The following is a 13711-nucleotide window of genomic DNA, read 5'->3' on the forward strand; positions in this document are numbered from 1 at the left end:
TCAGGCCGCGACCGAGGCGCGCGCCCGGTCGAGCGCGAGCAGCGCAAGGCCGCTGGCCACCGAACGGAAAGCATCGCCGATATGCACCTTGCCGGCGCCGAAGCGGCGGTCGAACAGGCCGCGCACGGCCGGGACGTAGGAGGTACCGCCGGTCATGAAGACCGCCTCGATGCGGTCACCGCCGCCAAGGCCGGCCTCGGCCAGTGCGCGGTCAAGCGCTGCTTCGATGGCACCGACATCATCAGCGATCCAGCGATCGAAATCGGCGCGGCGGATCGGCTTTTCGATGGTGACGCCCATCTGGTTGAAGCTCAGCGTGGTCTCCTCGCGGTCGGAGAGCGCGACCTTGGCGGCGGAGACAGCGCGATAGAGCTCGTATCCGAGATCGTATTCGATCACCGTCAGCAGGTCCTCGAGCTTGCCGGGCTCGACGGCCTCGCGGATCAGCGCGTTTAGCTCGGCCATGATCTCGCGGCTCTTCATCAGCGAGAGCTTGTGCCATTGCGCGAAGGCGGCGTGGTAATGGGCCGGCACCGGCAGGAGCTTGCCGAAGGAACGGTAGTCCGTGCCCTTGCCGAGCGCCGGCGAGACCGCATGCTCGATGATGCGGTAGTCGAAGGTGTCGCCGGCGACGCCGACACCGGCATGGGAGAGCGGGATCGCCTCCAGGCCGCGATTGCGGCCGGGTTCGAAGCGCATCACCGAGAAGTCGCTGGTACCACCGCCGAAATCGGCGACCAGCATGGTCTGCGGCGTCTTCAGGTCACGGGCATACCAGTAGGCGGCGCCGAGCGGCTCATAGGCGAAATCGACCTGTTCCATGCCGGCCTTGCCATAGGAGGCCTTCAGGCGACCGACCGCGAGTTCCTCGTCCGGGCGCTCTCCGGCGAACACGACCGGGCGGCCGGACACCAACGGCAGCGCGTCATGGCCGGGCAGTCCCGTCGCGAGGTCGGAAAGGAAGACGCCGATCAGATCCTCCAGCCGGAAGAGCTTGCCGAACAGGCGCGTTTCCTGGAAGGCACGGCTCGACAGATGCGTTTTTAGCGACTGCAGGAAGCGGTGCTCGGTCGTCATGCCGAGCGCCATGTCGAGCGCGTCGGGACCGCTGACATGGGTGATGCGGGTCTCGGGCGGGCGCCCTTCCCGCCAGAACATCAGCGCCGAGCGATAGGCATCGACCGCGCCCTGCTTCGTGGCGAAGGAGCGCGTCATGACCGACCCGTCCGACCCCGCCAGCGCAACGACGCTGTTGGTGGTGCCGAAGTCGATGCCGATGGCGGCGGGGGTCATGGCGAGCTCCTTTTATAGCGTGTGGTCGAGCTTGACCCGACCTTCTCGGAAACCAGAGCTCTCTGGTCGTGAGATTCTCAGGTCTGCGCTTCACTCCGCCCGGGAATGACGAGCAGGACCGAAACAAAAGCCCGCGCGGATCGCTCCGCGCGGGCCGAATTCAAGGGCCGGCCGCTCACGCGGCCGAAACCTCACTTCTTGTCGGTGGCCTTCTTGAGCGCCGCGCCCAGGATGTCGCCGAGCGAGGCACCGGAATCGGCGGAGCCGTACTGGGCCATCGCCTCCTTCTCCTCGGCCATTTCCAGGGCCTTGATCGAGACCTGGATCTTGCGGGCCTTCTTGTCGAAGAGGACGACGCGGGCGTCGATGCGCTCGCCGGCCGCGAAGCGCTCGGGGCGCTGCTCGGAGCGATCGCGAGCCAGCTCGGCGCGCTTGATGAAGGTCATCATGTCGGTGTCGGCGATCTTCACGTCGAGACCCGACTCCTTCACCTCGACCACCTCACAGGTGACGATCTGGCCCTTCTTGAACTCGCCGGCATCCACGAAGGGATCGCCGCCGAGCTGCTTCAGGCCGAGCGAGATACGCTCCTTCTCGACGTCCACATCGAGAACGACGGCCTGCAGGACGTCGCCCTTCTTGTATTCCTCGATGACCTGCTCGCCCGGACGGTTCCAGTCGAGATCCGAGAGATGGATCATGCCGTCGATATCGCCTTCGAGACCCAGGAACAGGCCGAACTCGGTCTTGTTCTTGACCTCGCCCTCGACCGTCGAGCCCGACGGGTGCTGCTCCGCGAAGAGCTCCCACGGGTTGCGCAGGGTCTGCTTGAGGCCGAGCGAGATGCGGCGCTTGACCGGATCGACCTCGAGGATCGCGACGTCGACTTCCTGCGAGGTCGAGACGATCTTGCCGGGGTGGACGTTCTTCTTGGTCCAGGACATCTCGGAGACGTGGATCAGGCCTTCGATGCCCGGCTCCACTTCGACGAACGCGCCGTAGTCCGTGATGTTGGTCACGCGGCCCTTGAGACGGGTGCCGACCGGGTAACGCTCGGCGATGCCATCCCACGGATCGGCCAGCAGTTGCTTGATGCCGAGCGAGATGCGGTGCGTGTCCTGGTTGATCTTGATGATCTTGACCTTGACCGTCTGGCCGATGGTCACGACCTCCGACGGGTGGTTCACGCGGCGCCACGCCATGTCGGTGACGTGCAGCAGGCCGTCGATGCCGCCGAGGTCAACGAACGCACCGTACTCGGTGATGTTCTTGACGACGCCGTCGATGACCTGGCCCTCTTCGAGCGAGGCGACCAGCTCGGAACGAGCCTCGGCGCGGGTCTCTTCGAGGACGGTGCGGCGCGAGACGACGATGTTGCCGCGGCGGCGATCCATCTTGAGGATCTCGAAGGGCTGCGGCTGGCCCATCAGCGGGCCGACGTCGCGGATCGGACGGATGTCGACCTGCGAGCGCGGCAGGAAGGCCACGGCGCCGTCGAGGTCGACGGTGTAGCCGCCCTTGACGGTGTTGAAGATCATGCCGGTGACCTTCTCGCGAGCCTCGAAGGCCTTCTCGAGCTTGACCCAGCTCTCTTCGCGGCGAGCCTTGTCGCGCGAGATCACGGCTTCGCCGAGCGCGTTCTCGATCCGGTCCAGATAGACCTCGACCTCGTCGCCGACGTTCAGTTCCTGCTCACGGCCGGGGCCGGTGAATTCCTTGAGCGCGACGCGACCTTCGGTCTTCAGACCGACGTCGATGATCGCCATATCCTTCTCGATGGCGACGACCTTGCCCTTGATGACGGAGCCTTCGAGGGCCTCGTTACGGGTGAAGGACTCTTCGAGCAGGGCGGCGAAATCCTCGCGACCCGCGCTGTAGCTTTCAACTGCAGACATGTAATCTCCTGGGAGCCGGCCACGTATCCCGCGGATGTCCGGCTTAGGCGCCGTGGTTGGTGCTGCGTTCCGGATCGCGGCCGTCGGCACCTCCTCTCGGAGGTATCCGCCTCCCCGTCAGACGGGGCCGGCGGAGGCGCCAGGACCAGCGGCTCGATCCGTATCCGGACGGCCGGTTCAAACACAAAACGGGAGCAGGCCTCAAAGACCGCCCCCGGCGCATGATCGATCACGGCCCTTCGGACCAGCGCGATGTAATCCAAGTAGACGCGCGGGGCAAGGCTAAGAAGTCTTGCCCCGCTTATTTCGATCAGGGACGCAGCAGCTTGTAGCGTTTGTGGGTCAGGCAGCTGTCAACGACCAGCGCATAGTCGGAGGATGCCTTCTCCACCGCGGCAGCGCCGCTTTCCGCTGTCGCACCGCCAACCGACTGCACGGCGCTGGCAGCACTCGCCAGCACATGGGCCTGCCGGAACCCCGGGACAGGAATATAGCTCGCCAGCGTGCCGGCGACCGCGATCGCAGTGCCCGTCTGCTGCTGCTGCGTCGCACGCCTGATCGCCGCCAGTTGCGGAGCCGCCTGCTGACGGCAGGCAGTGAGATCGCGCTGATAGCGATCGGGATTGACGCGATGCATGTCGACCAGCGGCTCGTAGATGGCGCCGCCCGGATCCCCCGCGGGCAAGGCAGCGACCGTGCCATTGGAAGCCAGCCGCGGCCCCTGCCCTTCCGGCGGCGAGGCCGGCGCTGCCGGCAAGGCAGCGGCCACCGGCTCCGGCCCTTCCGATTGCATCGTCTGATTGCAGCCACCGAGCGTCAGCGCCAGCAGCGCCGTCACGACAAGTCTCATCACATGTCCCCCCGCGCGGCCGCGCGACTCCCGTGTCGCGTCCATGCCACCCTCGCCCCGGACCAAGCATGACGCTACGTTATGGGATATCCCCCATTCGAGGGAGCCGGCGTCCCCGGATATCGCATAGCTTCCCCGGCCTCACACTTCGTGCGAGGCTGCGGGCGGATTTCGTCCGCGTGTTGGGAGGGGTGCCATGGGCTGGGCCATTCTGGGGCTGATCGTCGTTCTCGTCGTCTACCTGATCATGACCTATAACGGGCTCGTCGCGATGCGGCAGCGCGTCAACCAGGCCTTCGCCGATATCGACGTGCAGTTGAAGCAGCGCCACGATCTGATCCCGAATCTCGTCGAGACGGTGAAGGGGTATGCGACGCACGAGAAATCGACGCTCGACGCGGTGATCACGGCGCGCAACGCGGCGCAGGGCGCGACCGGTGTCCATGACAAGGCCGCAGCCGAGCAGCAGCTCTCCGGCGCGGTCGGCCGGCTGCTCGCCCTCGGCGAGGCCTATCCGGACCTCAAGGCATCAGCCAATTTCCAGCAGCTCCAGGTCGATCTCGGCAATGTCGAGGACAAGCTCGCCGCGGCGCGGCGCTTCTTCAACAATGCGGTCGGCGAGTTCAATGCCGCGATCCAGGCCTTCCCGGCCGTGCTGTTCGCGCCGCAGATGGGCTTCACCCAGCGCGAATTCTTCGATGTCGGCGAACAGACCCGCGCCCAGATCGAAGTTGCGCCCAGCGTGAAGTTCTGACGGCGAATCCTTCAGGCAGCGGGAGCGGCTGCGATGGCCGAGGCCTTCGGGCTCTATACCCATCAGCGCAACAACCGGATCAGGTCCAATTTCCTGATCGCCGGGCTGTTCGTGCTGGTCTATCTCACGGCCTGGGGCCTGCTGCTGGTCGCCTTCGGCTATGGCGGCGTGCCGCGCGGGCGTACCGCCTTCGGCGAAGCCGGCCGCGTCTTCCGCTCCTGGTTCCCCTTCATCACCGCCGCGACGATGCTCTGGGTCTTCATCGGCTTCCACATGAATGTCGCGATGATCAATGTCGTCACGGGGTCGAGAGGACTCGCGCGCGAAGACAACCCCAAACTCTACCGGATGCTGGAAAATCTCTGCATCTCGCGCGGCTTGCCGATGCCGAAGCTCGCCGTCGTCGAGAGCGATGCGCTCAACGCCTTCGCCAGCGGCGTCAACGACAAGCAGTTCACCGTGAGCGTCACGACGGGGCTGCTGGCCCAGCTCAACGATGCCGAGATCGAGGCGGTGCTGGCGCATGAACTGACCCATATCCGCAACGGCGACGTCCGCCTGATGGTGATCGCCGTCGTGATTGCGGGCGTCATCTCCTTCGTCGGCGAAATCGTCTTCCGCGGCTTCGGGCGCAGCCGGATCAGAGTTTCCTCGGATGATGCCAAGAAGGGCAACGGGCTCGCCATCATCGTGGGCATCGTGGTGATCGCGATCTCCTGGTTCCTGGCGGTGCTGATCCGGCTGTCGCTGTCGCGTTCGCGCGAGTACCTCGCCGATGCCGGCGCCGTCGAACTGACCAAGAACCCGGATGCGATGATCTCCGCCCTGCTCAAGATCTCCGGCCGGGCCGATATCGAGGGCGTGCCGTCGGGTGTGATGGACATGTGCTTCGAGAACGACCCGGACGATTTCGCCGACCTGTTCTCGACCCATCCGTCCGTCACCAAGCGCGTACAGGCGCTGATCGAGACCGCGGGCGGGCGGATGCCGGCCATGCCGCCGCATCCCCCGAAGATCGGCGAGCGCCAGGACCTGCCGACGATGGTCGAGGAAACCGCGTCACGGGGGCCATGGGCCAGGCCGCCGCAGAGGCCGGGCTAGGACTCAGGTAACCAGCTTCGCCGGATCGATCTCGAAGACCAGCGGAAAGAACGTGCTCCAACGGCTCCAGCGTTGCGTGCCGGCTTCCCCAACCGCCCAGATCTTGCCGTCGCGGGCGAGACCGAGATCCTCGATTCCGCCCGGAGCGGGGTAGCGCCCCAGCACAGCGCCGGTCGCGGGGTCGAGCCGGGACAGGAAGGCCGGCCGGTTGCCGGAGCTTTGCGATATCCAGATCTTGCCCGCCTTGTCGAAGGTCGCTCCCTGCGCGAAGAGCGGCAACGGCAGGGCGGCCCGGCTGTCGGCAAGGCCGATGGGAATCTCGCCGCCGGCCAGAACCCGATCGATCGGCACCGCGTGGAGGCCCGGCGTCCCTTCGCGGCGATAGGGGCCGAACCAGAGCGTATCGCCCGAGGCGGTCAGGAAGGATGGTCCCATCGCCTTGTCGACGCGAGCCTCCTTGAGCGGCGCACACTCGCCGGTGCGGCAGGATTCCTTGAAATCGAGCGCCAGCAATCGACCCGAATTGGCGACGAACAAGGTATCGCGCGCGGTGGCGAGACCGCCGGGATGGCCATAAGTCGCCGGCAACACAAAGCTGCCGAGCAGGCGCCCGTCGGCGCGCGCGAGCCGGAACACGCGCGCCGGCCCATTGTCCTGATCGCGCTCGGTACTGCGATAGCAGGCGACCAGAACCTCGTCACCAAAGACGGTGAGGCCCTGCGGAACATAGCCTTCGTTGAGGCCGGGCGACCAGTAGCGCCGCCCGATCGCGGGAGCATTCGGGACGACGGTGAGTTCGCGCGCATCGTAGGCCGGAGCATCGCCCGGCAAGGCAGGGCGTGCCCGTGCAGCCGAGGCCAGGCACAGGCCAGCCCCGGCGACCAACACGCGGCGGCGGTCCAGAATCACAGCTTCAACGCCCTTCGATCGCCCATTCCAGCGCTTCCTCGAGACGGTCGTCCCCCCAGAAGAGCTCGCCGTCGCCTGTCACGAAGAAGGGGGCGCCGAAGATGCCGATCGATTTGGCATATTCGATCTCGGCGCGCAGGCGGCCCTTGATCTCCTCGCTCCGTGAGAGCGGCAGCGCGACATTGGGGTCGCTGCCTGCCTCCTTCAGCGCGGCGCTCAGCACGGCCTCTTCCGCCATGTTGCGGCCTTCGCAGAAATGCGCCCGGAACAGCGCCTTGGAGAAGGCCGGCGTCCAGCCACCATCACGCCCCGCCAGAGCCAGCCGCGCCGCCGTCAGCGAATTCTGGGGAAAATTATCTGGCTTGACGATGGCTACGCCCTGCCGCCGTCCGCGCCGCGCCGTGTCGCGCCACATATAGCGTCCCTTGCTGGGATAGAGCGCGAAGGGCGAGGTGTTCCAGCCTTGCGCTGCGAAGATCGGCCCGAGCAGGAAAGGGCGCCAGCGCAAGGCGACGCCGGCCTGCTCGGCCAGTTTCTCGATTCTGAGGGCACTCAGGCAGGAATAGGGTGACGCGAACTCATACCAGAAATCCAAACCGGGGCGATTCGGCATTCAGCCTCCGAACAGGTCGTCATGTCGTGTCGCGCCCGATCGAGCCTGCGCTCTTCGTAACGCGACCGCAAGCGCCGCGAAGGGCGCCTGTGGAATGGAGGGACGACGCGCACTCCTGCGTCGATCCATCAACGGACGACGCGGGATCGATCAGAAGGTTCCGATTGCTTCGCCCCGAGTGCTGGGATAGTGCGCCATTGCGTCCGAAACGCGGCCCATGGGGCCGTCAGAAGGAAAATGAACAGATGGCTGACAGCAGCGTGAAGAAGGTCGTTCTCGCCTATTCCGGCGGTCTCGACACCTCGATCATCCTCAAATGGCTGCAGACCACCTATCGATGCGAGGTCGTGACCTTCACCGCCGATCTTGGCCAGGGCGAGGAGCTTGGCCCTGCGCGCGACAAGGCGCTGCTGCTGGGCATCAAGCCGGAGAACATCTATATCGAGGACCTGCGCGAGGAATTCGTGCGCGACTACGTCTTCCCGATGTTCCGCGCGAATGCCGCCTATGAAGGCGTCTATCTGCTGGGCACCTCGATCGCGCGGCCGCTGATCGCGAAGAAGCTGATCGAGATCGCCGAGAAGACCGGCGCCGATGCCGTCTCCCACGGCGCGACCGGCAAGGGCAACGACCAGGTTCGCTTCGAGCTCACGGCCTATGCGCTCAAGCCCGACGTCGTCGTGATCGCGCCCTGGCGCGAATGGGACCTGCGCTCGCGCGAGCAACTCATCGCCTTCGCCGAGCAGCACCAGATCCCGATCGCCAAGAACAAGCGCGGCGAAGCGCCGTTCTCGGTCGACGCCAACCTGCTGCACGCCTCCTCGGAAGGCCGCGTGCTGGAAGACCCGGCGGTCGAGGTGCCGGACTACGTCTACTCGCGCACGATCTCGCCGGAAGATGCGCCGGACAAGCCGACCATCGTCACGATCTCCTTCGAGAAGGGCGACGCGGTCGCGATCGATGGCGAAAAGCTCTCGCCCGCGACGCTGCTCGCCAAGCTCAACGATCTCGGCCGCGACAACGGCATCGGCCGGCTCGACCTGGTCGAGAACCGCTTCGTCGGCATGAAGTCGCGCGGCATGTACGAGACGCCCGGCGGCACGATCCTGCACGCGGCGCACCGTGCCATCGAGTCGATCACGCTCGACCGCGGCGCGGCGCATCTCAAGGACCAGATCATGCCGCAATATGCCGAGCTGATCTATAACGGCTTCTGGTTCTCGCCGGAGCGCGAGATGCTGCAGGCGCTGATCGACAAGAGCCAGGAATTCGTCACCGGCGACGTCCGCCTCAAGCTCTACAAGGGCGGCGTTCATGTGATCGGCCGGTCGAGCGACTATTCGCTCTACGATCAGGACCTCGTCACCTTCGAGGAGGGCGCCGTGGCCTATGACCACCGCGACGCGGCCGGCTTCATCAAGCTCAACGCGCTGCGCCTGCGCACGCTCGGCCAGCGCAAGAAGAAGCTGGGGCTCTGAGAGCCGGCTATCAGAGCGCGTCATCCCGTGCGCGCCGCGGCATGTAATGCCGTTGCGCAAACACGGGACCTCGTGACGACAAAAGCTCCAATCACCCGGCGAGGTCAGACCACGCCGGGTTTTCCTTTTCGATCGGCCCGATCTTTCAGGCGCGATGCCGAGGGCTGAATCCGACCGGCATTCCCCAGTTTGCAAGTGGCAGGGCGCACGGGAGGACAGCCGGCGTGAACCCACGCCGCATTCGTGCGTTCAGCACTCACCGATCAACCCGAGTGCTTTCCGCATGCTCCGCTTCCTCGCCCCTGCCCTAATCTCCGCAGCCCTCTGCGCGCCTGTCATCGCGCAGGAAGTTCCACCGAAGAGCGAAAAGCCGGCGACGCCGGAGATCGCGACCTGCAAGACTTCCGCGCTGCAGACGCTCCACGCCAGGGAGCCGGAGATCAAGGACATCTATATCGACGAGGACGCCGCTACGGTCGCAGTATCGGAATCGAAGATCGAGGATATCCCGGTCACGCGCATCATCATGGGCGAGGCCTATCTGCGGACCGACCGCTCCGACAAGCCGCGCCGCTTCCTCTGCCTGCTGGGCGAGAAGAACAAGGTGCTACTGACCTTCTTCACCGCGCGCTGAGGCGGAATGGGCAAGGGCCGCCCTGCGGTCCCTGCCGGGTACAACAAGAAAATATCGTCAGCTTCCGTCCACCACCCGGGTGGCGGGGCGGTCATGACCGTCCGCCAGCTCCTCGTGCCAGCGGCCGCTCTGGTCCTGGTAGACGATCCCGTCTGTACTTCCCGCCACCGTCTGGCGGGCAGCGGCACGGGTCGCCGCCTTGAGCGCGGCGTCATGCGTCGGAAAGGTCTCGGACCAGGCGCCGCCGACCTTGTAGGCCCAGCCGCCGTCGTGCTCGACCACCTCGTATTTGACCATGACCATCGCGCATCCTCCTTTCGATCAAAGGAAAACCACGTCCCGGCCACGGAGTTCCGGCTAGTCGCCGTTGCCGCTATCGGCCGCGCGCAGCGAATCCAGCGCAGGCATCGAGGTGATATGGTAGCCGGCATCGACATGATGGACGTCGCCGGTGACACCTCCGGAGAGATCCGAGAGATAATAGAGCGCCGAACCGCCGATCTCTTCAAGCGAAACCGACTTGCGCAGTGGCGAATTGGCGCGCTGCCAGGACAGCATGGCCCGCGCATCTGAAATGCCGGCGCCGGCCAAGGTTCTCACGGGCCCGGGCGAGAGCGCATTCACGCGAATGCCGCGCGGGCCGTAATCGCCGGCGAGATAGCGCACGCTCGCCTCGAGCGCCGCCTTGGCGACGCCCATGACGTTGTAGTTCGGCATGATCCTGGTCGAACCGCCATAGGTCAGCGTGATCATGCTGCCGCCCTTCGGCATGCGTTCGGCCGCGCGCTTGGCGATCTCCGTGAAGGAGAAACAGGAGATCACCATGGTCCGCGAGAAATTCTCGCGGCTGGTATCGGCATAGAGACCCTTCAGCTCGTTCTTGTCGGAGAAGCCGATGGCGTGGACGATGAAGTCCAGCGTGTTGCGCTCGGGATCGCCACCCCAGGCTTCGTCGAGCGCCGCGAAGGCGGCATCGACCGAGGCGATGTCCTCGACATCGCAGGGCAGGACCAGCTTCGAACCGATGCTTTCCGCCAGCGGCCGGACGCGCTTGCCGAGCGCATCACCCTGATAGGTGAAGGCGATCTCGGCGCCATGGGCATGAAGCGTGCGGGCAATGCCCCAGGCAATCGAATTCTGATTGGCGACGCCCAGGATGAGGCCGCGCTTGTTGTGCATCAGCGGGAGCATGGCAAACTCGGAAGGGGCTTCAGGATCTGGCTCGAAGGCGGGGAACGGAGGATCGGTCGGCTGGTCGGTCGAACTCTGAACGGCATGCCGGTTCATTGGCGGCACAGGAACGTCTAGTCGGTCTTGGTGATCGCGGCAGCGGCGGCTTTCGAGGTCGAGACCGGCACGATCTCGAAACGCACAATGTCGTTCCACTGCATGACCCATGCCTGCAGCAGAGCTACATCGTCGCATTCCATGATCTGGAAGCAGCGGCCGAGATCGGCCGAGACCCAGCTCTCGACATAGCGCACGCCGGCGGGCGCCATCCGCCCGCTATGCTGGAAGCGGGCGTAGACATCCTTCACGCGGGCCTGATCGAAATGCTCGATCACCATGAAGAGCATGACGCTCTCAGACCTCCAGGCGCTTCATCACGATGGTGGCGTTGGTACCGCCGAAACCGAAGGAGTTCGAGAGCACGCAGCCGAGGCCGGCATTGTCGATGCGCTTGCGCACGATCGGCATGTCGGCGAAGGCCGGATCGAGCTCGTCGATATGGGCGCTCTCGCAGATGAAGTCGTTGTTGAGCATCAGGAGCGAATAGATCGCCTCCTGCACGCCGGTCGCACCGAGCGAATGGCCGGTCAGCGACTTCGTCGCCGAGATCGGCGGCGCCTTGTCGCCAGCGCCGAAGACCTCGCGGATCGCCTCGATCTCCTTACCGTCGCCGACAGGGGTCGAAGTGCCGTGCGGGTTGATGTAGTCGACCTTGGCCTTCACGCCTTCCAGCGCCATGCGCATGCAGCGCACCGCGCCCTCGCCCGACGGAGCGACCATGTCGTAGCCGTCCGAGGTCGCGCCATAGCCGACGATTTCGCCATAGATCTTGGCTCCGCGGGCCCTGGCGTGCTCGAGTTCCTCGAGCACGACGACACCCGCGCCGCCGGCGATGACGAAGCCATCGCGGGCCACATCATAGGCGCGCGAGGCGCGGGCCGGCGTTCCGTTGAAGTCCGAGGACATCGCGCCCATGGCGTCGAAGAGGACGGAGAGCGTCCAGTCCAGTTCCTCGCAGCCGCCGGCGAAGATCACATCCTGCTTGCCCCACTGGATCAATTCATAGGCATTGCCGATGCAGTGATTCGAGGTCGCGCAGGCCGAGGAGATCGAATAGTTGACGCCCTTGATCTTGAACCAGGTCGCCAGCGTCGCCGAAGCGGTCGAGGACATGCCCTTGGGCACGGCGAAGGGGCCGACCTTCTTCGACGAGCCGCTTTCGCGAGCCTTGTCATAGGCGTCGATCAGGGCGCGGGTCGACGGGCCGCCCGAACCCATGATGATGCCCGTGCGCTCGTTGCTGACCTCGACCGGCTCCAGGCCCGCGTCGACGATCGCCTGCTCCATCGCGACCTGATTCCAGGCCGAACCGCCGCCATGGAAGCGCATGGCGCGCCTGTCGAGCACCGTCGCCGGGTCGAGCGTCGGAACGCCGGCCACCTGACTGCGGAAGCCGTGCTCGGCGAAATCAGGCACGAAGGAGATGCCCGATTTGGCGGACTGCAGCGAGGCCAGAACCTCCTGCGTGTTGTTGCCGATGGACGAGACGATGCCCATCCCGGTGACCACGACGCGTCTCATGCTCGCTACTCCAGCTCTCAGCACGCGGCGGGCCGGCCGGCCGCGTCTGGATTCATACCGCGCAAATGGACCGGACAGCAGCCAGGCGCAAGGTCGCGGCGCGTTTTTCCTCAGCCCGCTTCCGGCTTGAACAGGCCGACACGCATGTCGCTGACCGTGTAGATGCGCTTGCCGTCGGCCTCCAGCCAGCCATCGGCGATGCCGAGAACGAGCTTCGATTTGAAGACGCGCTTGAAATCGACGCCGTAGACGACCTTCTTGACCGATGGCAGCACCTGATCGGCGAACTTGACCTCGCCGACGCCCAGCGCCCGGCCGCGGCCCGGCAGGCCGAGCCAGCCAAGAAAGAAACCGGTGAGCTGCCAGAGGGCATCGAGGCCGAGACAGCCCGGCATCACCGGATCGCCCTTAAAATGGCAATCGAAGAACCAGAGATCGGGCTTGATATCGAACTCGGCACGGACAAGGCCCTTGCCGTGCTCGCCGCCCTCTTCGGCGATCTCGACGATCCGGTCGAACATCAGCATCGGCGGCAGCGGCAACTGCGCATTGCCCGGCCCGAACAGTTCCCCACGACCGCAGGCGAGGATCTCCTCGTAGCTGAAAGACGACTGACGCTGCATTCCCGTGAGGCTCCCTGGCACCGGCCGGATTCGGCGGGTGTCTCGTCCGCCGTGCCTAACACGGCGGAAGCCGGAAACGAAAGGGCACCGCGCCGATCGCCCCACAGTACAACGTCAAAGACAGCGGGCAGAACGCGCCAGATCGATCCAGGCCGGCTCGTCCCTCCGAGAAACCGGCTCGACGCTTGCGACCAGGAACCCGACGCCTTACATTTCAGTTGAAATCATTCGAGAGACGGAGCCTCCAGGACATCCGTTTGATAAAAAAGGCACGCGAGCACGGCATGAGCGACCTGACCTCCCAGGACCAGGGCTACGGGATGCCGGTGCGGCAGGGCTGCCCCTTCCACGACATCCGCCAGAAACTGCGGCGCGTAGGGCTGCGGCCCACCCGCCAGCGCGTCTCGCTCGGCTGGGTGCTCTTCGCCAAGGGCCAACGTCATGTCAGCGCCGAGATGCTGTTCGAAGAGGCGATGAAGGAGCGGATTCCGGTTTCGCTCGCGACCATCTACAATACACTGCGCCAGTTCACCGAGGCTGGCCTGCTGCGTGAACTCACGCTCGACGGCGCCAAGGCCTATTTCGATACCGCCGATCATGAACACCATCATTTCGTCGTCGACGGCGAGAACCGGGTGATCGACATTCCCGCCGAAGAGATCGACGTCGCCAGCCTGCCGGTGCCGCCGGAAGGCTACGAGATCGCGCGCGTCGACGTCGTGGTACGGCTGCGCAAGATCGACGGCTGAC

At 65.4% G+C, this 13711-nt stretch carries 15 protein-coding genes; 5 read left to right on the plus strand and 10 right to left on the minus strand.

The window, feature by feature from the left end:
- The 3 genes from J0I42_RS17975 to J0I42_RS17985 form a co-directional block, all read right to left on the minus strand.
- Positions 1-1293: an Hsp70 family protein gene (locus tag J0I42_RS17975; protein WP_291656765.1), complete on the minus strand. Its 1293-nt coding sequence runs from the start codon at positions 1291-1293 to the stop codon at positions 1-3.
- A 191-nt stretch (positions 1294-1484) separates the two neighbouring features.
- Positions 1485-3188 carry a 30S ribosomal protein S1 gene (gene rpsA, locus J0I42_RS17980; protein WP_265058019.1) on the minus strand — a complete coding sequence of 568 codons (1704 nt, stop codon included), beginning with the start codon at positions 3186-3188 and terminating at the stop codon, positions 1485-1487.
- Positions 3189-3498: 310 nt separating this feature from the next.
- Positions 3499-4038 (minus strand): hypothetical protein, encoded by a 540-nt coding sequence (locus J0I42_RS17985; protein WP_291656767.1) that lies wholly within the window; start codon positions 4036-4038, stop codon positions 3499-3501.
- 196 nt (positions 4039-4234) lie between these two features.
- On the opposite strand from J0I42_RS17985, the gene J0I42_RS17990 reads away from it, so the two are divergent.
- Both J0I42_RS17990 and J0I42_RS17995 read left to right on the plus strand, forming a co-directional pair.
- Entirely contained in the window at positions 4235-4792 is a 558-nt protein-coding gene (locus J0I42_RS17990; protein WP_291656769.1) for a LemA family protein, read from the plus strand.
- A gap of 33 nt (positions 4793-4825) precedes the next feature.
- On the plus strand, positions 4826-5893 hold the full coding sequence (locus J0I42_RS17995) for a M48 family metallopeptidase (RefSeq protein WP_291656770.1): 1068 nt from the start codon (positions 4826-4828) through the stop codon (positions 5891-5893).
- 3 nt (positions 5894-5896) lie between these two features.
- Here J0I42_RS17995 and J0I42_RS18000 read toward each other — a convergent pair whose 3' ends face one another.
- On the minus strand, positions 5897-6781 hold the full coding sequence (locus J0I42_RS18000; RefSeq protein WP_291656771.1) for an NHL repeat-containing protein: 885 nt from the start codon (positions 6779-6781) through the stop codon (positions 5897-5899).
- 25 nt (positions 6782-6806) lie between these two features.
- Positions 6807-7415 (minus strand): 2-hydroxychromene-2-carboxylate isomerase, encoded by a 609-nt coding sequence (locus J0I42_RS18005; protein ID WP_291656773.1) that lies wholly within the window; start codon positions 7413-7415, stop codon positions 6807-6809.
- Positions 7416-7660: 245 nt separating this feature from the next.
- Between J0I42_RS18005 and J0I42_RS18010 the strand changes: the two genes are divergently transcribed.
- Positions 7661-8893 (plus strand): argininosuccinate synthase, encoded by a 1233-nt coding sequence (locus tag J0I42_RS18010; RefSeq protein WP_265058015.1) that lies wholly within the window; start codon positions 7661-7663, stop codon positions 8891-8893.
- A gap of 283 nt (positions 8894-9176) precedes the next feature.
- Positions 9177-9527, plus strand: a complete 351-nt coding sequence (locus J0I42_RS18015; protein ID WP_291656775.1) for a hypothetical protein — start codon at positions 9177-9179, stop codon at positions 9525-9527.
- 57 nt (positions 9528-9584) lie between these two features.
- Here J0I42_RS18015 and J0I42_RS18020 read toward each other — a convergent pair whose 3' ends face one another.
- From J0I42_RS18020 to fabA, 5 genes are all read right to left on the minus strand, one after another.
- The gene (locus J0I42_RS18020; RefSeq protein WP_291656776.1) at positions 9585-9830 is read right to left on the minus strand and encodes a DUF2188 domain-containing protein; all 246 of its coding nucleotides are present in this window, start codon (positions 9828-9830) and stop codon (positions 9585-9587) included.
- 54 nt (positions 9831-9884) lie between these two features.
- Positions 9885-10718, minus strand: coding sequence for an enoyl-ACP reductase FabI (fabI, locus tag J0I42_RS18025; RefSeq protein WP_291656778.1), 834 nt, complete (start codon positions 10716-10718; stop codon positions 9885-9887).
- 113 nt (positions 10719-10831) lie between these two features.
- Positions 10832-11104, minus strand: a complete 273-nt coding sequence (locus tag J0I42_RS18030; protein ID WP_291656780.1) for a DUF3303 domain-containing protein — start codon at positions 11102-11104, stop codon at positions 10832-10834.
- A gap of 7 nt (positions 11105-11111) precedes the next feature.
- A complete protein-coding gene (fabB, locus tag J0I42_RS18035) occupies positions 11112-12338 on the minus strand; it encodes a beta-ketoacyl-ACP synthase I (RefSeq protein WP_291656782.1) in 1227 nt (408 codons plus the stop codon).
- A 110-nt stretch (positions 12339-12448) separates the two neighbouring features.
- On the minus strand, positions 12449-12961 hold the full coding sequence (gene fabA / locus J0I42_RS18040) for a 3-hydroxyacyl-[acyl-carrier-protein] dehydratase FabA (protein ID WP_291656784.1): 513 nt from the start codon (positions 12959-12961) through the stop codon (positions 12449-12451).
- Positions 12962-13245: 284 nt separating this feature from the next.
- Between fabA and irr the strand changes: the two genes are divergently transcribed.
- Positions 13246-13710 carry a Fur family transcriptional regulator Irr gene (gene irr, locus J0I42_RS18045; protein ID WP_291656785.1) on the plus strand — a complete coding sequence of 155 codons (465 nt, stop codon included), beginning with the start codon at positions 13246-13248 and terminating at the stop codon, positions 13708-13710.
- Position 13711 lies beyond the last annotated feature (1 nt).

Origin of the sequence: Allobosea sp., from assembly GCF_017308015.1 — a bacterium.
Lineage (GTDB): Bacteria > Pseudomonadota > Alphaproteobacteria > Rhizobiales > Beijerinckiaceae > Allobosea.